This window comes from Primorskyibacter sp. S187A (assembly GCF_049800955.1).
Classification (GTDB): domain Bacteria; phylum Pseudomonadota; class Alphaproteobacteria; order Rhodobacterales; family Rhodobacteraceae; genus JAKVBH01.
Map to the genome: position 1 here is coordinate 2,100,656 of NZ_JBNAGA010000001.1, position 18,865 is coordinate 2,119,520.

Annotated in this window: 22 protein-coding genes; 11 read left to right on the forward strand and 11 right to left on the reverse strand. The window is 61.7% G+C overall.

Going from position 1 to position 18,865, the window contains the following annotated elements:
* Positions 1-104: 104 nt before the first annotated feature.
* The 5 genes from surE (at position 105) to ACP15S_RS10470 (ending at position 3,993) form a co-directional block, all read left to right on the forward strand.
* Positions 105-884: a 5'/3'-nucleotidase SurE gene (gene surE, locus ACP15S_RS10450; protein ID WP_425039514.1), complete on the forward strand. Its 780-nt coding sequence runs from the start codon at positions 105-107 to the stop codon at positions 882-884.
* Positions 868-1,539 carry a protein-L-isoaspartate(D-aspartate) O-methyltransferase gene (locus ACP15S_RS10455; protein WP_425039515.1) on the forward strand — a complete coding sequence of 224 codons (672 nt, stop codon included), beginning with the start codon at positions 868-870 and terminating at the stop codon, positions 1,537-1,539. The genes surE and ACP15S_RS10455 overlap by 17 nt, the downstream gene beginning before the upstream one ends.
* 129 nt (positions 1,540-1,668) lie before the next feature.
* A complete protein-coding gene (locus tag ACP15S_RS10460; protein WP_425039686.1) occupies positions 1,669-2,862 on the forward strand; it encodes a peptidoglycan DD-metalloendopeptidase family protein in 1,194 nt (397 codons plus the stop codon).
* Positions 2,863-3,171: 309 nt separating this feature from the next.
* Complete coding sequence (locus ACP15S_RS10465) at positions 3,172-3,429, forward strand: YjhX family toxin (RefSeq protein WP_425039516.1); 258 nt, start codon at positions 3,172-3,174, stop codon at positions 3,427-3,429.
* 24 nt (positions 3,430-3,453) lie between these two features.
* A complete protein-coding gene (locus ACP15S_RS10470) occupies positions 3,454-3,993 on the forward strand; it encodes a GNAT family N-acetyltransferase (protein WP_425039517.1) in 540 nt (179 codons plus the stop codon).
* Between the two features lie 12 nt (positions 3,994-4,005).
* Here the strand turns inward: ACP15S_RS10470 and ACP15S_RS10475 are convergent, their stop codons facing one another.
* The 4 genes from ACP15S_RS10475 to ACP15S_RS10490 are packed head-to-tail and all read right to left on the reverse strand — an operon-like array spanning position 4,006 to position 6,501.
* Positions 4,006-4,842, reverse strand: coding sequence for an ATP-binding protein (locus ACP15S_RS10475; RefSeq protein WP_425039518.1), 837 nt, complete (start codon positions 4,840-4,842; stop codon positions 4,006-4,008).
* On the reverse strand, positions 4,839-5,804 hold the full coding sequence (gene tatC, locus ACP15S_RS10480; protein ID WP_425039519.1) for a twin-arginine translocase subunit TatC: 966 nt from the start codon (positions 5,802-5,804) through the stop codon (positions 4,839-4,841). Before tatC ends, ACP15S_RS10475 begins: the two co-directional genes overlap by 4 nt.
* Positions 5,801-6,277, reverse strand: a complete 477-nt coding sequence (gene tatB / locus ACP15S_RS10485) for a Sec-independent protein translocase protein TatB (protein ID WP_425039520.1) — start codon at positions 6,275-6,277, stop codon at positions 5,801-5,803. Before tatB ends, tatC begins: the two co-directional genes overlap by 4 nt.
* A gap of 5 nt (positions 6,278-6,282) precedes the next feature.
* Positions 6,283-6,501, reverse strand: coding sequence for a twin-arginine translocase TatA/TatE family subunit (locus tag ACP15S_RS10490; RefSeq protein ID WP_425039521.1), 219 nt, complete (start codon positions 6,499-6,501; stop codon positions 6,283-6,285).
* Between the two features lie 130 nt (positions 6,502-6,631).
* Between ACP15S_RS10490 and ACP15S_RS10495 the strand changes: the two genes are divergently transcribed.
* Positions 6,632-7,291: a helix-turn-helix transcriptional regulator gene (locus tag ACP15S_RS10495; protein ID WP_425039522.1), complete on the forward strand. Its 660-nt coding sequence runs from the start codon at positions 6,632-6,634 to the stop codon at positions 7,289-7,291.
* Positions 7,292-7,361: 70 nt separating this feature from the next.
* Here the strand turns inward: ACP15S_RS10495 and ACP15S_RS10500 are convergent, their stop codons facing one another.
* The 4 genes from ACP15S_RS10500 to ACP15S_RS10515 form a co-directional block, all read right to left on the reverse strand.
* Complete coding sequence (locus ACP15S_RS10500) at positions 7,362-8,435, reverse strand: ABC transporter ATP-binding protein (protein WP_425039523.1); 1,074 nt, start codon at positions 8,433-8,435, stop codon at positions 7,362-7,364.
* Between the two features lie 79 nt (positions 8,436-8,514).
* Entirely contained in the window at positions 8,515-9,663 is a 1,149-nt protein-coding gene (locus ACP15S_RS10505; RefSeq protein ID WP_425039524.1) for a hypothetical protein, read from the reverse strand.
* The gene (locus ACP15S_RS10510; RefSeq protein WP_425039525.1) at positions 9,663-10,271 is read right to left on the reverse strand and encodes a LysE family translocator; all 609 of its coding nucleotides are present in this window, start codon (positions 10,269-10,271) and stop codon (positions 9,663-9,665) included. The genes ACP15S_RS10505 and ACP15S_RS10510 overlap by 1 nt, the downstream gene beginning before the upstream one ends.
* A 3-nt stretch (positions 10,272-10,274) precedes the next feature.
* Positions 10,275-11,054: an SDR family oxidoreductase gene (locus ACP15S_RS10515; RefSeq protein WP_425039526.1), complete on the reverse strand. Its 780-nt coding sequence runs from the start codon at positions 11,052-11,054 to the stop codon at positions 10,275-10,277.
* 133 nt (positions 11,055-11,187) lie between these two features.
* Here ACP15S_RS10515 and ACP15S_RS10520 point away from each other — a divergent pair, with 133 nt between their 5' ends.
* Positions 11,188-12,189: a Hint domain-containing protein gene (locus ACP15S_RS10520; protein ID WP_425039527.1), complete on the forward strand. Its 1,002-nt coding sequence runs from the start codon at positions 11,188-11,190 to the stop codon at positions 12,187-12,189.
* Positions 12,190-12,243: 54 nt separating this feature from the next.
* Here the strand turns inward: ACP15S_RS10520 and hemN are convergent, their stop codons facing one another.
* Positions 12,244-13,599 (reverse strand): oxygen-independent coproporphyrinogen III oxidase, encoded by a 1,356-nt coding sequence (gene hemN / locus ACP15S_RS10525; protein ID WP_425039528.1) that lies wholly within the window; start codon positions 13,597-13,599, stop codon positions 12,244-12,246.
* Positions 13,600-13,662: 63 nt separating this feature from the next.
* On the opposite strand from hemN, the gene fnrL reads away from it, so the two are divergent.
* A complete protein-coding gene (gene fnrL / locus ACP15S_RS10530; RefSeq protein WP_425039529.1) occupies positions 13,663-14,409 on the forward strand; it encodes a transcriptional regulator FnrL in 747 nt (248 codons plus the stop codon).
* A gap of 97 nt (positions 14,410-14,506) precedes the next feature.
* On the opposite strand, the gene ACP15S_RS10535 is transcribed toward fnrL, so the two are convergent.
* Both ACP15S_RS10535 and ACP15S_RS10540 read right to left on the reverse strand, forming a co-directional pair.
* Positions 14,507-15,223, reverse strand: a complete 717-nt coding sequence (locus tag ACP15S_RS10535; RefSeq protein WP_425039530.1) for an alpha/beta fold hydrolase — start codon at positions 15,221-15,223, stop codon at positions 14,507-14,509.
* Between the two features lie 59 nt (positions 15,224-15,282).
* Positions 15,283-15,720 carry an Lrp/AsnC family transcriptional regulator gene (locus ACP15S_RS10540; protein ID WP_425039687.1) on the reverse strand — a complete coding sequence of 146 codons (438 nt, stop codon included), beginning with the start codon at positions 15,718-15,720 and terminating at the stop codon, positions 15,283-15,285.
* A gap of 96 nt (positions 15,721-15,816) precedes the next feature.
* Here ACP15S_RS10540 and rocF point away from each other — a divergent pair, with 96 nt between their 5' ends.
* The 3 genes from rocF (at position 15,817) to ACP15S_RS10555 (ending at position 18,864) form a co-directional block, all read left to right on the forward strand.
* Complete coding sequence (gene rocF, locus ACP15S_RS10545) at positions 15,817-16,740, forward strand: arginase (RefSeq protein WP_425039531.1); 924 nt, start codon at positions 15,817-15,819, stop codon at positions 16,738-16,740.
* Between the two features lie 11 nt (positions 16,741-16,751).
* Positions 16,752-17,822, forward strand: a complete 1,071-nt coding sequence (locus ACP15S_RS10550) for an ornithine cyclodeaminase (RefSeq protein ID WP_425039532.1) — start codon at positions 16,752-16,754, stop codon at positions 17,820-17,822.
* A gap of 316 nt (positions 17,823-18,138) precedes the next feature.
* Entirely contained in the window at positions 18,139-18,864 is a 726-nt protein-coding gene (locus ACP15S_RS10555) for a VIT1/CCC1 transporter family protein (RefSeq protein ID WP_425039533.1), read from the forward strand.
* Position 18,865 lies beyond the last annotated feature (1 nt).

The window sequence follows — 18,865 nt, forward strand, 5'->3', positions numbered from 1 at the left end:
TCACTTGCGCCCCTTTCGCGCCCTTTGCCCCCCTTGCCGCGCGGCAATGCTTGCCGGGCGTGGCGCGAGACCGTAAGTCAGGCGCAAAGCAGCCGAGGTAGCCCATGCGTATCCTTCTCACCAATGACGACGGCATCAATGCCCCGGGCCTCGCCGTGCTCGAAGAAATTGCGACCGAGATCGCAGGCCCCGGCGGCGAAGTCTGGACCGTGGCCCCCGCGTTTGAGCAATCCGGCGTCGGCCATTGTATCTCCTACACCCACCCCTTCATGGTCACGAAGATGAGCGAGCGGCGCTATGCGGCCGAAGGCAGCCCGGCGGATTGCGTGCTGGTGGGCCTGCACGATGTGCTGCCTGCGCGGCCTGATCTGGTGCTCTCAGGCGTGAACCGGGGGAACAATTCGGCGGAGAACACGCTCTATTCCGGCACGATAGGCGGCGCGATGGAAGCCGCCCTTCAGGGCATACCCGCCATGGCGCTTTCGCAATATTACGGGCCGGGCAATATCAACCTCGATGACACATTCGAGGCCGCGCGCCAGCATGGCGCGGCGACCGTGCGCGCGGTTCTGGACGCGCCTGCGCCCAAGGGCGATTACCAGCTCTTTCACAATATCAACTTCCCGCCTGTGCCCGGAGCAGAGGTAAAAGGCATGGCCGCTGCCCCGCAGGGCATCCGCAAAGGCACGCATTTCGCCGTCGAGCCGCACAATTCCCCCTCGGGCCGCCGCTTTCTCTGGATCAAGGGCGGCGATCAGCGCGCGCCTGCGCAGCCGGGCTCCGATGCTGCCGTCAATCTCGATGGCTATATCTCGATCACTCCCATGCGCGCCGATCTGACCGATGCCGCAGCGCTGTCTGCCCTCCATGATCACCTCGCTTAAGGCCCGCCCGTTGACCTTCGACGCCGAACACAAGATGCAATTTCTCTTCGCGCTGCGCTCCAAAGGCGTGACGGATACGCGCGTGCTGGAGGCGATGGAGAAGGTCGACCGGGGCCGGTTCGTGACGGGGCTCTTCGAGGATCGCGCCTATGAGGACATGCCTCTGCCGATCCCCTGCGGCCAGACCATCTCGCAACCCTCCGTCGTGGGGCTGATGACGCAAGCGCTCAACATCTCGCCGCGTGACAAGGTGCTCGAAGTGGGCACAGGCTCTGGCTATCAGGCCGCTGTCCTGAGCCAGATCGCGCGCCGCGTCTACACGATTGACCGCCACCAACGCCTCGTGCGCGAGGCGCGCGCGATTTTTGACGACATGGACATCACCAATATCACCGCGATCACAGGCGATGGCTCCCACGGTTTGCCCGATCAGGCCCCCTTTGATCGCATTCTTGTGACAGCGGCCGCAGAGGACCCGCCCGGCCCCCTCTTGGCCCAGCTCAAAATGGGCGGTATCATGGTGGTGCCCGTGGGCCAGTCTGACGCCGTGCAAAGCCTCATCCGCGTGGAGCGTACCGAGGCGGGTCTGGAATATGACGAGCTGCGCCCCGTGCGTTTCGTGCCCCTCGTGGAGGGGCTGGGTCGAGAGACCTGAGCAGAGTTTCGTGCCCAACCCGGGAGACACCGGGACGGCCCTTTTGAGGATGTCGAGATGTTTTATCCGCCCCTGCAATCGCGCATGGCCTTTCCCCGATTGGCCCGTAACCGCATGCCCCGCGCCCGCATGACCCGTCCCCGCATCGCCCGCTGGCGCACCGCCCTGCTTGGCACGAGCCTTCTGGCGCTGGCTGCCTGCGAAGGCCAACCGCTCGATTTCGATATGCGCGGCCTGTTGGGCGACAATCGCTTCGATACGGCCCAGGCCGCCCAGAACGCGACCGCCAAACGGCCCGAGCCCGATGATCGCGGGATCATCTCCTATCCCGGCTATCAGGTGGCCGTGGCCCGCCGCAATGACACGCTGAGCACGCTCGCTGCGCGGATTGGCGCCGATGCCGCCGCCCTGGGCCGCTTCAACGGCATCAAGGTGGATGATCCGCTGCGCGCGGGCGAGATCATCGCCCTGCCGGGTCGCGTGGCAGAGCCCTCACCCGCCACGGGCGCAGCCATCACCGGGCCCATCCGCCCGGCCTCCGAGATTGACGTGAGTGCCATTGCGGGCAATGCGATCGACAATGCCGCGCCCACGCCCGTGACTTCGCAGGAGCTGCCCGATGACGTGCAAACGGGCTTTGAGCCTGTGCGCCACAAGGTGGCACGCGGCGAGACAGCCTTCACGATTGCACGGCTTTACAACGTGACCGTGCGCGCACTGGCCGATTGGAACAGCCTCGATCGGGACTTTACGATCCGCGAAGGTCAGTTCCTCCTGATCCCGACCGCGCAGGAAGCGGCCCCCGTGCGCACCGTGGCCAATGACACGCCAGAGCCCGGCTCCGGCTCGCCCACGCCCACACCGCCCTCTGCCGCAACGCCCCTGCCCGACGAAGTGCCGCCTGCGGCCTCCGAGCCCGTTGCAGCACCCGTTCAGGAAGCGCCTGTCGTGCAGGCGGCCGCACCAGCCGCCACAGGCCGCATGGTCTTCCCGGTCCAGGGCACGATCATTCGCGAATATGCCAAGGGCCGCAATGAAGGGATCGACATCTCCGTCCCGGCAGGCACAGCTGTCAAAGCCGCCGATGCAGGCACTGTCGCCGCCATCACCTCGGATGCCGATCAGGTCCCCATCATCGTCGTCAAACACCCTGACAACCTGCTGACGGTGTATGCCAATGTCTCCGATATCTCCGTGAAAAAAGGCGATAGCGTAGGCCGGGGCCAGACCATAGCACGGGTCAATGCGGGCGATCCCGCTTACGTGCATTTCGAAGTGCGTGAAGGGTTTGAGAGCGTCGATCCGATGCCCTATCTGCGCTGAATACGGGGAACCGCGACATCTCGCGCAAATCCGGCGGTTGTGGCGCTATGGACGCGCCGCAACACACTTGCCGGTTTTGTCTCAGGCGGGCTTGCCCCAAAGGCCCCTTGCGCCTAGATCGGCACGACCCAAGGGCGATCCCGCCCGCGACGGAGCGTTTATGAAAGAGACCCGGGCATAAGCCAACGCATCCAAGACACGGTCCCGCCTGTGGGCGCGCCTGTGCTTTGATCGCGTCTCCAACCCCACCCGCGCACGCGATCTGCTGCGCGGCGTGATCGGTGTTTCTTTCACAAACGAGACCTTCCCGTGAATATCTCAAAGCACGAACAGCGTGTTTTGCACGAACTCGCCCTGGGTGGAGCCATCCACTATGATCGGGGTGAGAACGGCAAAATTCGCACCATCACCTGTTACACGCGCCATGGACATGTCCTGTCGGATTGCTCCCTTGCCGTGTTCGACCGCCTCAGAAAGCGGCGTTTCATCCGCTCTGTCCACGGCAAACCCTACCGCGTCTCGCGCAAAGGGGTGCAGGCCGTGCGCGCGCAGCTTAATCAAAGATAGCCCCCCTCTTCAGGAGACACAGACATGCATATCGACACAAATCCCAAAGCCCCCGCAACCACGATTGCCGCGCTCTTTCAGGAGACGTTCACCGCCTCGGAGAATGCCTCGGAAGGCGCGCTCGTGGGTGCGCTGGCCGGGCGCCTTCTGACGGAGGTGCCCGCGCCGGATCGCGTTGTGGTGACAGCACAGGAGGGCGACGTCCTGACAGGCGCGGTGGTCTTCACCCGGATGCGCTACCCTGAGGCAGAGGCTTGCGTCTTCCTGCTCTCGCCCATGGCCATCGCAACAGCGCATCAGGGGCGCGGGCTTGGGCAACAGCTCATCACCGCAGGGCTCACACATCTGCGCCAAAACGGCGTGGATGTCGTGCTGACCTATGGCGATATCCGGTTTTATGCGCGTGTGGGCTTTGCCCAGATCACCGAAGAGATCGCCCGAGCGCCGCAGCCGCTGAGCTATCCCGACGGCTGGTTGGGACAATCCCTGACGGGCGAGGCGCTTGGCCCGCTTGCAGGCCCCGGCCAATGCGTCGCGCCCTTTGACGATCCCGCCTATTGGTAAACCGCGCGCGTCTTAGAGCGCGACGCCGTGCCGTCCGGCGAGGTCGGTGAAAAACTGCCAGGCCACGCGACCAGACCGGCTGCCGCGCGTGGCCTGCCATTCGATGGCCTCGGCCACGAGCACATCCTCGGGCACCACCACGTCATAAGCCGCGCAATAGCCTCGGATCATCTCGAGATATTCATCCTGCGTACATGGATGAAAGCCCAGCCAGAGCCCGAAGCGATCGGAGAGCGAAACCTTCTCCTCAACCGCCTCACCGGGATTGATCGCCGAGGAGCGCTCGTTCTCGATCATGTCGCGCGGCATCAGATGGCGACGGTTGGACGTCGCGTAGAACACCACATTCTCTGGCCGCCCCTCGATTCCACCATCCAGAACCGCCTTGAGCGATTTGTAATGCTGGTCATCGTGGCTGAAACTCAGATCGTCGCAAAAGAGCAAAAACCGCTCCGAGCTGTCGCGCAGATAGCCCAGCAGACGACCCACCGAGGGCAAGTCCTCACGTTGCAATTCCACGATCTTGAGCGCTTCACCTTGCGCCAGAACTTCGGCATGCACCGCCTTGACAAGGCTCGATTTTCCCATGCCCCGCGCACCCCAGAGCAGCGCATTGTTCGCAGGCAAGCCACGGGCAAACTGCAAGGTATTGGCCAACAGCGTATCCCGCGCGCGATCCACGCCAATCAGGAGTGATAGATCCACCCGGCTGACCTTCGGAACAGGCGCCAGACGGTCCGGCTCCACATGCCACAGATAGGCGTCCGCTCCGGCGAAGTCAGGCGCTTCGAGCGGCGCAGGAGCCAACCGCTCCAGCGCCGCCGCAATCCGCTTCAAAGGCTTGGTCACGGCTTTTTGGCCTCGTCTTCGTCAAATTCAGCCATCAGAGGATCATCCATCTCGTCTTCGTCCTCATCAAACCACAGACCTTGCGCCCGCAAATCCTTCTCCCGCTTCTTCTCGACCCGTCGAACGAGGAAAATCGAAATCTCATAGAGCCCGTAGACGACCGTGAAGAGGATGATCTGCGTGACCACATCGGGCGGCGTCACCAGCGCGGCCAGAACAAGAATGCCCACCATCGCGTATTTGCGCACCGAGCCCAGCCCTTCGGCCGAAACAAGCCCCGCCTTGCCCATCAGCGTGAGCAACACCGGCAGCTGGAAGCACATGCCAAAGGCCATGATGAAGGTGAGCGAGATGCCAAGGCTCTCGTTGACCTTGCCAAAGAAGGTGATCCGCAGCCCGTCTTCCGTCTGGGGCACCGCCAATCCGCCCGAGGGCGGCAAAGACGCATCAGGCGCCGCGCCCGCCAACAGGTTGGCAAAGATCGACGAGACATCCGCAAAGCCCAGGAAAAACGCCATGGCCAGCGGTGTGACGACCAGATGCGCGAAAGACGCGCCCAGCAGGAACATGACCGGCGAGGCAATCAGGAAGGGCAGAAAGGCCCCCTTCTCGTTCTTGTAAAGCCCCGGCGCCACGAAACGCCACAGCTGAAACCCGATCACCGGGAAAGCCAGAGCGAATCCAAAGACCATGGAGATGCGAAAGAGCGTGAAGAGATATTCCTGCGGGCTTGTGTATTGCAACGTCGGCGAAGGGTCGCCCAAGGACCGCAGGGTCGTCTCAATGGGGCGGAGCATGAACTCCAGCACATGTTCGGCAATAAACGCCCCATCGATTGGGATGAAAAAGACCGTGATGGCCACGATAAAGGCGAGGATCGATCGAATGAGCCGCGTACGCAGCTCCGCCAGATGCTCGATCAGCGGGGCCTGACTGTCGTCAATGGGGTTGCTATCGCTCATGTGCTCTTCTCTGCGCTCGCATCGGGGGCTTTTGCCACGGTGGACTGGGCCTCCAGCTCTTCAGCGCGCTTGAGCGCCGCTTCCGCATCCTTCTGCATGCGTTCCGCATTCAGTCGCGCCGTTTTGGCCTCGATCTCGGCCTTTTGCGCGGCGCGCTCGGCCGAAAGTTTGCCCGTATTTGACGATGGATCGACATCATCCAGCGGATTGGCAATGGATTTGGCAGCGTCCTTGACGCCGTCCATCGCCGTGCCCACCGGATTGGTCGCGGCCTTGATCTGGGCCTGCACGTCGCGCACCCCTGCCTCATCGGCAGCGTCGTTCATGGCGCGCGAGAATTCCCGCGCCATCCCGCGCATCTTGCCCACAAATTCGCCCGCACGCCGAAACATGACAGGCAAGTCCTTGGGGCCAACAACGATCAGGGCCACGATGGCCACGATCACCATTTCCCCCCAGCTTAATCCACCCAACGGCTTCAGACCTTGTCTTTGTCGCCCTCAGGCGTGACATCTTTGGCCGCTTCGACCGCGTCATTCTCAAGCTCTTCCGAGCCGTCTTTCACGCCCTTTTTGAAGGCCGTGATCCCCTTGCCAACCTCGCCCATGAGCGAGGAGATCTTGCCCCGCCCAAAGAGCACCAGCACGACAACCGCGATGAGAAGAAGGCCGGGAAGGCCAATGTTACCAAGTCCCATGTGTTTCACTCCGTAGGAATCAATTGTTGCCCTAAAACTATGGGGGATGGCCTTTCGGCAAAACCGCATTTCAGGGATTGTTTTGGCAGAATTTGTTCGTATTTTGACACTATACTGTCAGGAGAACCCTATGTCTCGCCGTGATCGTCTGTCTGCCCTCATGGCTGCGCTGCAAAGCGGCGGGGCTGTGCGCGCCGAAGATCTGGCGCGCGATCTCGGCGTCACAATGCGCACGATCTACCGCGACATGGATGCGCTGCGCGCGGGCGGCGTCGCCATCACCGGGACGCGCGGACAGGGCTACCGCGCGACCCATGCGCTGACCTTGCCCCCCGTCAGCCTGAGCGAGCGGGAGCTCGAAGCGCTCTACCTCGGTCTGGCCGTGATCGAGGCCGGTCAGGACGCAGATCTCGCCCGAGCCGCCGCCGCGCTCTCCGAACGGCTGGATGAGGCGCTGCCCAACGACCGCTCCCGGCCAGATGATCTTGCCGCCGCCGCGGCCATTGCCCCTGCGGCGCTGGGGCATCTGCCCGCCTTTCGCGCGGCGCTGCGGGCCAAACAGAAATTACGTCTGCGCTGGCGTGATGAGGTCCACCTGCTGCGCCCCCTCGCGCTGCGCCATTGGGGGCGGCTGTGGTCGTTCGTGGGGTGGTCCGAGACGCGGGCGGATTTCGTTGAAGGCGACGTCAGCGCCGTGTCGGAGGTGGAACCGCAGCCCGCGCTGTTTGTGGATGAGGCGGGCCGTGATCTCGCGGCCTGGGAGGCCCGTTGCGCAGCGAGCGTACGGTGAGGCGGCCCGACCCGAGGGCTTTTGTGCGATTTGCGGGGTCTTTCGTACAAAAGCCCCTGCGCCCGGCGCTTTAACCTTTGGGAAAGGTGAAGCACTTGTCGCGCCGCACCGTGAGCCAAAAAACCGTGTCGGGCTTTGGCAGGAAGACATTGGGCACCGTGACCCGCATCAGATCGCCGCTTTCTTCCATGCGAAACTCGATCAGGCTTTCCGAGCCCATAAACCGCGCGCGCAGAACTGTCCCCCGCGCCGCCGTGCCGTTTTGCACCGTGGGCGCAGGCCTCTCGCCGTTGCGATCAAAGTCAAGATTGACGTATTGCGGGCGGCACACGATCTCCACCTGCCCGCCATCGGGCACGCCGGGACACAGGAACTGGCCAAAGGGCGTCTTGGCCAAAGCGCCATTCACTTCGGCTTCTATCACATTGATATCGCTGAAAAATGCAACAGCTGCTTTATCCGCTGGTGCATTGTAGATGTTGTAAGGCGCGCCCGCCTGCACGATCTTGCCATTGCGCATCAAGGCGATTTCATCGGCCATGCGCATGGCCTCTTCGGGCTCATGGGTAATGAGCAGCACGGCCGTGTCTTCGTCTTTGAGCAGCGCCAGTGTCTCGTCGCGGATCCCGTCGCGCAGACGGTTGTCGAGGCCGGAAAACGGCTCATCCATCAGCATGACCTTGGGCCGCGGCGCAAGGGCGCGCGCCAGCGCCACGCGCTGTTGTTCCCCGCCCGACAGCTGGTGCGGAAATTCATCGATGAAGCGTAATAACCCAACTTTTTCAAGGAGTTCCCGGACACGCGCCTGCGCCTCGGCCTTGGGCAACTGAAGGCCAAAGGCCACATTTCGCCCCACGGTCAGATGCGGGAAAAGCGCGAAATCCTGAAACATCAGCCCGATGGCGCGGCGCTCCGGCGGCACGCGGAAGACAGTGTCACAGACCAGATCGCCATCGACATAGATCTCGCCACTGTCTTGTTTGTCGACCCCTGCAATCATGCGCAGCGTCGTCGATTTCCCGCATCCTGACGGCCCCAAAAGGCAAGTGACCTGCCCCGGCTGGATCGAGAAAGACACATCGTCCACAACGGTGAGCTCGTCAAAGCTGCGGCGCAGGTTGCGCACTTCGAGGCGAGGGGCCATGTCGCTCACTAGATCGTTCCCGATGAAAACACTCAGGCACGGCTATCAAGCGCGGCCAAAGAGGTCAACAACAGCCGCCCTAGCCCTGAAGCGTGACACTGAGATCGCCAAGCACCATCCCGTTGACCTGCATCTGAACCCGGTGCACCCCGGGATAGAGGCGGAAGGTCGTGGCGTCCCATTTCAGCTTGTGAGTCTTGCTGACACGCAGGGGTTGGCCCGCTGAAATCATCGCCTGTTTCAGCTTGAACGTCTTGGGCGCGGTGCGTCCATCCGCCTTCACGAAGTGTATGATGTAGTCCACGATCACCGGCAGATCACAATCCGCCGTGAGCGCCGCCTCAAAGACCAAGGGCGCGCCGCGCGGCACCTCTTTTTGTGCGGTTGCGAAAGAGAGCAGTCTCAACGACGAATCCGCGCGGTAACCCAGGAGCGCCAGTGCCTCCGGTGCCCCCGCCTTGACCGCAGAGCGCAGCGCGTGGCGGGTCAGCCACGCCAGCTCCTTTGGATCCTGCGCTGCGCGTTTTTGCCAATCCGCGAGCGTTTCATAGACAGCCTCGGGCGCAATTTTCCATATGTCATTCAAATGATTGGCGACAGATCGGGTCACATATCGTGTCGGGTCTGCATGCAGCCTGGCCAGAAATTCGAGAGGCACTTGCGGGTCAAGCGTGATGTTCTTGGCCCATGGCAGCTTCGGCCGTGTGCCCTCGCTCACCAGACGGCGCACATGATAATTCTCATCCCTTGCCCAGAGCCGCAACCGCGCCAGCGTTTCGTCAGGCCAGCGGTTCAGAAACGGCCGGATGTAGAATTCCATCGAGAACCGCTTGGTGGCTTCAAAGAGCAGATCCAAGGCGCGCTCGCGATGCTCTTCGAGACCATGGCGCACGGCCAGAATGCCGGGCGGCGCATGGATGAAGCGGCCAAAATCATCATCAACCTGTTGTGGCGAGAGCGGCGGCGGCATCGCGGCCTCCAGCTGATCTGCCATGGTCGGGAAGTCGGGGGCGAGCTGGGCCTCGAGGCAATCGGCAATATGCTCCAAGCGATCGAGCAAGGTGCGCGTGGCCATGCCCGCCAAGGCCTCACGGTGAAACCGCTCCGCATCAAAACCCGGAAGAGTGCTGAACTCACGGGCCAAATCCCCAAGGCTGTCCGCGTTAAAGAGCTGATCTGCCAGAGAAAACCCCGCGCCGCCGCCCTGCCCGTCGGGTCCGCGCGCCATCAGACAGCCCCCGGCCGGCGCGCCAGCAGAAGGCCCAGACCAAAGACAATCATCGTCCCGCCCGAGAGCTTCTGGACCAGCCCCATGCGCCGTTTGGCACCCCGCGCCGCAAAGCGACCGACAGTGGCGTAGGTCAGAATGGCCGCGAACTCCAGAACCAGAAACAACCCGCCGACGATGGCGTAGCCCTGCCAGTACGCTTCCTGGCTCACGAATTGCGGCAGGAACGCTGCGAAGGTCAGGATGGCTTTGGGATTGGACAGAGCAACAAACGCCTCCCGCCGAGCGGCCCCTCGAAGGTGCGCGGCCGCTGTTGCGCGCAGATCAGGCGGCGGCGCACGCAGGAGTTTGACGCCCAGATAGATCAGGTAAGCCGCGCCAATCACCTTCGCGATTGTGAAGACCATAGCCGATGTTGCGAGAATAACGCCAAGACCCAACGCGGAGATCAGGATCATCGGCGCGAAAGCCGCCAGACGACCAAGCGCCGCCGTGGCAGCAAAGCCCACGCCATGCTGCGCGCTATTGGTCATCGCCATGAGGTTGTTCGGCCCGAATGCGAGGTTGATCGCAAAACAGGCCGGAACGAATATCCAAAGATCAATCATTTATCAGATCGTGGCATTGGTGGCCCCGCCATCGAGCAGAATGTTCTGTCCGACGATGAAGCCCGCATGCTGTGAGCACAGGAACGCGCAGGTCGCGCCGAATTCCTCGCGCGTGCCATAGCGGCGGGCGGGGATTGTGGCTTCGCGGTTGGCGCGGGCCTCATCCATCGTGATGCTCTGCTGCTGGCTGACGCCGGTATCAAGCGCTGTCGCGCGGTCCGTGTCGTGAATGCCGGGCAGGATATTGTTGATCGTCACACCGGAGGGCGCAACCTGACGTGCCGTGCCTGCGACATAGCCTGTCAGCCCTGTACGCGCGGCATTGGAGAGGCCCAGAACCGGGATCGGAGCCTTCACGGATTGCGACGTGATATTGACAACGCGGCCCCATCCCCGCGCCATCATGCCCGGCAACAACGCCTTCATGAGCGCGATGGGCGTCAGCATATTGGCATCAAGCGCGGCGATGAAATCCTCGCGATCCCAATCAGACCAAAGCCCCGGAGGCGGACCGCCTGCATTGGTGACAAGGATATCCACATCGCCTGCTGCTGCCAGAACCTCGGCGCGCCCTGCATCGGCCGTCACATCGGCAGCGACAGTTGTGATCTCCACATCATGCGCCGCGCGGATCGCCGCCGCGGTCTCCTCCAGCGCCTCTGCGCCGCGCGCGTTCATGACGAGATGCACACCGGCGGCCGCCAACGCCTCCGCACATCCCCGGCCCAAACCCTTCGAGCTGGCACAGACCAACGCGCGTTTTCCTGCGATTCCAAGATCCATTTGATCCTCCCTGTTTGGCTATCGCTTAGCCTGTGGTCCGCAAAAGGCCAAGCGTTGACCCCGATATCGCCACATTCCCCGTGGAATTTGGCGATTGTTTCCGCCATGCTGATCATGGTTCAGGAGGGTGTCAGTGCGCCGACCGGTTCAATCCATCCCAGCCTACGTGGCCGAGGATCTCCGCGTTGTCGGAGGCGCCAATCTCGGCGATCCCATCGGCGTGGCCGAGGATATTCAACCCGATGACATCTACCACCTCGCACCCGACGCCGCGCGCGTCACCATTGCGCTGTCGTCCCACGAGGACGGGAGTTTCGAAGTGGCCCAAGGGACAACGGCGGGCACGCCGGGTCACAAGTTGCACCTCGATTGCTGTGTGACATTGATGGCGCCTGATGGCGGCACGGTCGAATGCATTATCCTTGTGGAGGTCGATGCCGACGGCATGATCGATGCGGTCTATGCCCTGCCACTGCACCAACTCGCGCCGCGCTGCGATTATCGCATCATTGGCCTGAACCGGGATGAAGCGCGCACCAAATTTGCGCATGTCGGCTGTGTCAGTTTCACGCGCGGCACACGGATCACAATGGCCACCGGCGCACAATGCCCGATCGAGGACCTGCGTCCGGGAGACAGGGTCCTGACCCGTGATGCCGGGCCGCAGGAGGTGCGCTGGATTGGCCAAAGCACCATGAAAGCAGCAGGCGCCTTCGCACCGATCCTGATCCGCGCGGGCACGTTGAACAATCTGGGGGATCTTCTGGTCAGCCCGGACCACCGCCTGTTTATCTATCAGCGCGAGGATACGCTTGGCGCGGGGCGCTCCGAAGTGATGGTCCGCGCGCAACATCTGCTCAACGGCACAAGCGTCACCCGGCGCACGGGCGGGTATGTCGATTATTTCCAACTGCTCTTTGATGAGCACCAGATCATCTATGCCGAAGGCATCGCCGCCGAGAGTCTCTTGGTGGATTCCCAGACCCGTCCCGTCTTGCCCGAGGATATCGCCTCCTCGCTCGCAAGCACGACGGCCGGGCGCGATACAGGCCTGCGCAGTGATTTTGAAGTCAGCGAACGGCTGGCCAAACGGCCCGACGCGGCCGAATTGCTGCGCCGCGCCTCAACACGTTGAAACCAGAGTAGACACTGATCCGGACCCTCGGGTCATGCATCACAGCGGCTCAGGCTAGATGGCTGAGCTATGGCCCGCCTTGCTCAGATCGTAGGCATCAAGCGCCCGTGCCATGATGCGCAGAAGCGGCCGGGCCTCGGCAGGAACAAACACGCCCTCATCGGAGATGTTGATCAAATGCCCGAACTCGCGGCGCATAGGCTGGATGATCTCATCAAAGGCAGCCGCTGAGAGATCAAACCGCGTACAAATCTCCTCCCGGGAGATGCGGAAATCACACATCAAGGCTTCGATCATGCGTCCGCGCAGATTGTCATCCGCTGAAAAGACATGGCCCCGCGATGTCGCGAAAGCGCCTGCCCTGACGGCTTTGGTGTAGGCGGATGTCGAGGCATCGTTCTGCGCAAACCCTTGAGGAAAGCGGGAAATCGATGACGCCCCCAGCCCCACCAGCGCATCCGCAGGATCATCGGTATAGCCTTGGAAATTGCGCTTCAGCGTTCCCGCTTTCATGGCGCGAGTCATGCTGTCATCCGGCAGGCCGAAATGGTCGATGCCAATCTCGTCATAGCCGTCCCACATGAAGAGCCTGCGCGCGGTTTCGAACAGATCGAGGCGCTCATCAGGCGTGGGCAGTGCATCGGACGGGATCATCGCCTGACGGCGCGCCATCCAGGGCACATGGGCATAGCCATAAAGCGCCACGCGATCAGGCTGAAGGCTCAACAATTTCTGAACTGATTCGGTGATCCGTGCCTTGGTCTGATGCGGCAAGCCGTAGAGGATGTCCGCGTTGAGCGACGAAATGCCACGGGCCCGGATCATCTCGACCGCATCGCGCGTTGCATCGTAACTTTGGATGCGTCCAATCGTTTCCTGAATGGCCGGATCGAAATCCTGCACGCCGATGGAGGCGCGCCCCATTCCAAGATCTGCCAGCACGTCCAACCGCTCGGCATCGATCTCGCATGGATCGATCTCGACGGAGAATTCCCCCTCCTCCGCCATGGGCGCCACGTCAAAAATCGCGCGCCCCAAGCGCTCCATGACGGCCGGCTTGAGCAAGGTCGGCGTGCCGCCGCCCCAATGCAGACGGGACAAACGCACGTCTTTCGGCAAAATCTCGCCAAACGCCGCCACCTCGGACAACAGCGTTTCGACATAAGCATTTACCGGGTCTTCTGATTGCGTGCCTTGCGTCCGGCAGGCACAAAACCAGCACAGTCGCCTGCAAAAAGGCACATGGATATACAGCGAAATCTCTCCACCTTCGGGGATTGCCCGGATCCATTTCGCAAATTCAGACGCACCCACGCCTCCAGCAAAATGCGGCGCCGTGGGGTAGCTCGTGTACCGCGGCACCTTCGCGTCAAATAGACCCAAGCGGGAAAGTTCTGTTCGTGTCACCATGCAATCCGGTGTATACCTCAATTGGGGAGCGAACATTGACACAGATCAATCGGACGGACATGCATGGCCAGTCAAGCTATTGAGGCGTTTTCCATAGAGTGTGGGGATTGCCCGATCCGACACCGCGCTGTTTGCGCGAAGTGTGAGACGGACGAATTAGAAATACTTGAAGAGATCAAGTATTACCGCTCTTTCGAAGCAGGTCAGCATATCATTTGGTCTGGCGACAGGATGGACTTTGTCGGATCCGTTGTCTCTGGCATCGCGACCCTGACACAAACCATGGAAGACGGGCGCACCCAGATGGTGGGCCTGCTTTTGCCCAGCGACTTCGTGGGCAGACCGGGACGGTCCGCTGCGGCCTATGATGTTGTCGCAACCACGGACATGGTCATGTGCTGTTTCCGCAAGAAACCGTTCGAAGCGCTCATGCAAACGACGCCGCATATCGCGGAGCGCTTGCTGGAGATGACGTTGGATGAGCTTGATGCGGCGCGCGAATGGATGCTTGTGCTGGGCCGCAAGACGGCGCGCGAAAAGATCGCATCGCTCCTGTCGATCATCGCCCGGCGCGATGCATCGCTCAATCTGGGCGCAGGCGGCGACGAACTGGTCTTTGATCTGCCCCTGACGCGCGAAGCGATGGCTGACTACCTTGGATTGACCCTTGAAACGGTGAGCCGGCAAATCTCCGCGCTCAAACGCGATGATGTCATCCGCCTTGAAGGCAAGCGCCATGTGACGATCCCGGATTTTGATCGCCTTCTGGAAGAAGCGGGCGACGATGCCGATGGCGGCATGTTGATCTAGACAGACCTTTCGACCTTTGGCGCGCATCTCTTGCGCCATTTGGTTAGCCACGGGAGGGAACCCGGCAAAAGGCGGCGGTTGCGTCGCCTTTTTGCTGTCAGCGCTCCAGCCAGCGCGCTAGGGCCGCATTGGTCTTCTCAGGTTGTTCCAGCGTCGGCAAATGCCCGGCGCCATCGATGATCTCGAGCCCGCAGCCCGGCACAAGCGCGGCAATCAATTCATGGCGATGAATGGGGCATAGCATGTCATCCCGCCCGCACAGCGCGAGTGTGGGAACCTTTAGCTGGCGCAGCGTGTCTTGTTGATCGGGCCGGTGCATCAAGGCAAGGGATTGCCGTTCAAACACCTCTCGCCCCTGCGCCAGAGCCATGTCCATGCACAGATCCAGTACCTCCGCCCGCCGCGGGCCATCCGTAAGGTAATTCGGCTTCATTTCATCGCGCATGACACTGGCCAACCGCCCGTCTCGCGCGGCCTGTATCTGAGGCCATCGTCCGGCCTTGACCACCTCCCGTTCCGCCTTTGGATTGGTATCGAGAAAGGCCGCGCGCGTGACCCGCCCGGGCGCCTGCCGGCATATTTCCATCGCGACAATCCCGCCCATCGAGAGGCCCAGAAGCGCAAATCGGGGTGGCGCCTGCTCCAGAACGTGCCTGGCGATCTTTTCAATCCGATCCGCGCTATTGATGGGCGCGACCTGAACCGTGCGTCCAACGGAGAACCGCGCGATCTGTGGTGCAAACAAACGCGCATCACACATCATGCCCGGCAACAGGAGCAAGGGATCTGGTCGGGGTGGGCTCAGCTGTGTCATGGCGCGCTCCGCAGGCAGGTCCCGCGCTTTCTTGAGCGAAAATGACCTGCGCGCAAGGTTTAGCCCTGCAATCCACCGGATTTGCGCGTCGAGAGCAAAAGCGATGTCTCTGATGTCGTCACGCCATCAAGGCGGCGGATGCGGAACAGGACATCGTCAAACGCCTCCAGTGTTTGTGTGCCAATCTCCGCGATGACATCCCAACGCCCATTGGTGGACCAGACCCGCGTGACGTCGGGGTAGCCCTGGAGCTGTCGCAAAATACGTTCCGTGCCGCGCCCCTCAATGCCAATCATCATGAGACCACGCACGGGCGCTTCCATCACATCCGATTTGAGCACAACTGAGAAACCGAGGACTTCTCCCCTGTCGCGCAGCTTCGCAATGCGCGCGCGCACCGTCGCCCGGGTCAGCCTCAACCCGGCGGCAAGATCAGACAATGATGCCCGCGCGTCCTGCCGCAGAAGCGCAATGAGTTGACGATCCAGATCATCCATAACGACCAACCTATATGCCCATTCCGGGAAATGGAAGATCATCTTGACCGCTTTGAACAGTAGATTACAGCCCAAACCGCGCCGTACTGGTGCCCCATGAAAACACAAAACATCCTCCTTATTGGCGCACCCGTGGATTGTGGCAAAGCGCGTCGTGGCTGCATGATGGGCCCGGACGCGTACCGAACCGCAGGCCTTTCTGACGCTCTGCAAGATCTTGGCCACCACGTCACGGATATGGGCAATCTCGCGCCCAACGAAGGTGGCGCATGCCCCTTGCCCCATCTGCATTGCGCCGCCGAAACCATCGGATGGACCGAGCGGTTGCGCGACGCCGCGCGCGACGCGATGGACGATCATCTGCCGATTTTCCTCGGCGGCGATCATGCGCTCTCCATGGGCAGCGTTGCGGGCGTGGCGCTCCATGCGGCCACACGGAACAGGCCACAATTCATGCTTTGGCTAGACGCGCATTCCGATTTTCATACCGCCGAGACAACGACCTCGGGCAATCTGCATGGCACGCCTGTGGGCTACGTGACGGGTCGGTCCGGCTTCCCCGGCTTCCCCCCTGTGGACGCACCCGTTTCGCCGGGGAATATCTGCATGCTGGGGCTGAGATCCGTCGATCCCGCCGAGCGCATCGCATTGTCTGAGACGGACATTGATCTCTACGACATGCGCGCCATCGACGAACAGGGCATCGCCAAACCCCTCGCCGCCTTTCTCGACCGGGTCAAGGCAGCAAACGGCGCGTTGCACGTCTCGCTTGATGTCGACTTTCTGGACCCCATCTACGCCCCTGCTGTCGGCACGACCGTGCCCGGCGGCGCCAGCATTCGCGAGGCGCATCTGGTGATGGAGATGGTTTGCGACAGCGGGTGCCTGACCTCGCTCGATCTTGTCGAGCTCAACCCTTTTCTCGATGAACGCGGGCGCACGGCCATGGCCATGGTCGATCTGGCCGCATCGGCGCTCGGCCGCCGCGTCTTTGACAGGCCCACGCGCGCCTATTCCTGAGGAGCCAACGCATGACCATCCCCACAACAGCCACGCCTCCGTCGGATAAAGCGCTCGTGCCCTTCGTCTCGGTCGATCACATGATGCAGATCGTGCACCAGATCGGTCTGGCACAGGTCCTGCGCGATCTCACGCGCTACATTGAGGATGACTTCAAACGCTGGCCCTCCTTCGATAAGACCCCGCGCGTGGCGTCCCACTCCGATGTGGGTGTGATTGAGTTGATGCCAACATCCGACGGCGAGAGCTATGGGTTCAAATACGTCAACGGGCATCCCAGAAATACAGCAGACGGTCTGCAAACGGTAACCGCCTTCGGTCTGCTGGCTGATGTCGCGACGGGCTATCCCGTCTTGTTGAGCGAAATGACGTTGCTCACTGCGCTGCGCACGGCAGCGACTTCTGCCTTGGCGGCGAGGTATCTTGCGCCCAAAGGCAGCACCTGCATGGCGATGATCGGCAATGGCGCGCAATCCGAGTTCCAGATACTGGCCATGCAGGCCGTCCTGGGCATCACACACATCCGGCTCTACGACACGGATCCCGAGTCCAGCCGAAAGTGCGCCGAAAATCTCGCACAAAGCACCTTGAACATCCGCATCTGCGACACACCGCAAGACGCTGTGCAAGGCGCACAGATTATCACGACATGCACAGCCGACAAACGAAACGCGCGGGTGTTGACCGACAATATGGTCGGCTCTGGCGTGCACATTAATGCCATCGGCGGCGATTGCCCGGGCAAGACGGAACTTGCGGCAGACATCCTGCATCGCTCAGAGATCTTTGTGGAATATCCCGAACAAACACGCATCGAAGGCGAAATCCAGCAATTGACACCGGATCACCCTGTAACCGAGTTGTGGCAGGTGATCTCCGGCGCGGCCACTGGGCGTCAGAACGATCGCCACGTCACCCTGTTCGATTCAGTGGGCTTCGCCATCGAGGACTTTTCCGCCCTGCGATACCTGCGGGATGTTGTCGCACAAACGGGGTTGTTCTTACCGCTCGATATGTTGGCAGACCCCGATGATCCCAAAGATTTATATGGCATGTTGAAGCGTGCCGCCCCCAAGCCCTAGATCCCGATCGCGCTGAGACGGAACGTCACTGACGCTTGAGAGCACAAAAGCCTTTGTAAGACTCACCTTTAATTGTATGCAAGTAACAGCGGGTCTAGCCCACTCGCGATGGGAATGATCTCATATCTTATGGAATGGCGTTTTTGTGCGCGATCGCGAGTCGTGTGGAGAAACGTCTGCTGTGCTGCTTGCACAGGGGGGGTCGTTTCTTCGGGGACGACCCCCTTCCCGTTTTCGTCTTTCTTTGGTCAGTTGCGCTCAACGCCGGTTGACCCATGCCAGCCCGACGCGCGACACAAGACACAAGGAGAGCGCCATGGATTGGAGCCAACACCGCCGCACCGACCACGATCAGACCCGTCTGCAGGAATTTCTGCGGCAGATCATCTACGGCGGCAACGACGGCATTGTCACAACTTTCGCAATTGTTGCGGGCTTCGCCGGCGCGGCCGCGGACGGTGTGGCGCAGATCGGTGGATTGGCGGTTCTGGTCTTTGGACTGGCCAATCTCTTTGCTGATGGTGTGTCGATGGGATTGGGGGAGTTTCTGTCAGGACGCGCCGAAGCGGACATGTACCGCGCGCGGCGCGACGCCGAGTTGCGCGAAATTGCCCGGGACCCGGAGCAGGAACGCACTGAATTGTTTGAAATCCTGCGCCAGCGTGGCCTGCCCGCGGGCGAGGCGGACACGGTCGCCTCTCATCTCGTGCGCCATCCCGAGATCATGGCGGATCTCATGATGACCTATGAATTCGGGATGAAGGATCCCGCCGAGGACAGCCCGGCTGTCAATGGCCTCTTTACATTTTTCAGCTTCGTTGTGTTTGGGACGGTCCCCCTCCTGCCCTACTTTTTGCTGCCAGCAGATCAGCTCACATTTCAGCTCAGCGTGAGCGCCACTGCGCTTGCCTTGCTCGTTCTGGGGCTCTTGCGGTGGCATGCCACGGGCGAGCGCGTGCTGCGCTGCGTTTGGGAGACCATGGCCGTGGGCGGGGTCTGTGCTTTGGTGGCGTATGGTGTGGGCTGGATCGTCGGAGGCTAGG

What these genes read in the sequence shown, in the direction of transcription:
- surE (WP_425039514.1), top strand. Translation starts at nt 105, where the DNA reads ATGCGTATCCTTCTCACCAATGACGACGGCATCAATGCCCCGGGCCTC.
- ACP15S_RS10455 (WP_425039515.1), top strand. Translation starts at nt 868, where the DNA reads ATGATCACCTCGCTTAAGGCCCGCCCGTTGACCTTCGACGCCGAACAC.
- ACP15S_RS10460 (WP_425039686.1), top strand. Translation starts at nt 1,669, where the DNA reads ATGACCCGTCCCCGCATCGCCCGCTGGCGCACCGCCCTGCTTGGCACG.
- ACP15S_RS10470 (WP_425039517.1), top strand. Translation starts at nt 3,454, where the DNA reads ATGCATATCGACACAAATCCCAAAGCCCCCGCAACCACGATTGCCGCG.
- tatC (WP_425039519.1), bottom strand. Translation starts at nt 5,804, where the DNA reads ATGAGCGATAGCAACCCCATTGACGACAGTCAGGCCCCGCTGATCGAG.
- ACP15S_RS10490 (WP_425039521.1), bottom strand. Translation starts at nt 6,501, where the DNA reads ATGGGACTTGGTAACATTGGCCTTCCCGGCCTTCTTCTCATCGCGGTT.
- ACP15S_RS10495 (WP_425039522.1), top strand. Translation starts at nt 6,632, where the DNA reads ATGTCTCGCCGTGATCGTCTGTCTGCCCTCATGGCTGCGCTGCAAAGC.
- ACP15S_RS10500 (WP_425039523.1), bottom strand. Translation starts at nt 8,435, where the DNA reads ATGGCCCCTCGCCTCGAAGTGCGCAACCTGCGCCGCAGCTTTGACGAG.
- ACP15S_RS10505 (WP_425039524.1), bottom strand. Translation starts at nt 9,663, where the DNA reads ATGGCGCGCGGACCCGACGGGCAGGGCGGCGGCGCGGGGTTTTCTCTG.
- ACP15S_RS10510 (WP_425039525.1), bottom strand. Translation starts at nt 10,271, where the DNA reads ATGATTGATCTTTGGATATTCGTTCCGGCCTGTTTTGCGATCAACCTC.
- ACP15S_RS10515 (WP_425039526.1), bottom strand. Translation starts at nt 11,054, where the DNA reads ATGGATCTTGGAATCGCAGGAAAACGCGCGTTGGTCTGTGCCAGCTCG.
- hemN (WP_425039528.1), bottom strand. Translation starts at nt 13,599, where the DNA reads ATGGTGACACGAACAGAACTTTCCCGCTTGGGTCTATTTGACGCGAAG.
- fnrL (WP_425039529.1), top strand. Translation starts at nt 13,663, where the DNA reads ATGGCCAGTCAAGCTATTGAGGCGTTTTCCATAGAGTGTGGGGATTGC.
- ACP15S_RS10535 (WP_425039530.1), bottom strand. Translation starts at nt 15,223, where the DNA reads ATGACACAGCTGAGCCCACCCCGACCAGATCCCTTGCTCCTGTTGCCG.
- ACP15S_RS10540 (WP_425039687.1), bottom strand. Translation starts at nt 15,720, where the DNA reads ATGGATGATCTGGATCGTCAACTCATTGCGCTTCTGCGGCAGGACGCG.
- rocF (WP_425039531.1), top strand. Translation starts at nt 15,817, where the DNA reads ATGAAAACACAAAACATCCTCCTTATTGGCGCACCCGTGGATTGTGGC.
- ACP15S_RS10550 (WP_425039532.1), top strand. Translation starts at nt 16,752, where the DNA reads ATGACCATCCCCACAACAGCCACGCCTCCGTCGGATAAAGCGCTCGTG.
- ACP15S_RS10555 (WP_425039533.1), top strand. Translation starts at nt 18,139, where the DNA reads ATGGATTGGAGCCAACACCGCCGCACCGACCACGATCAGACCCGTCTG.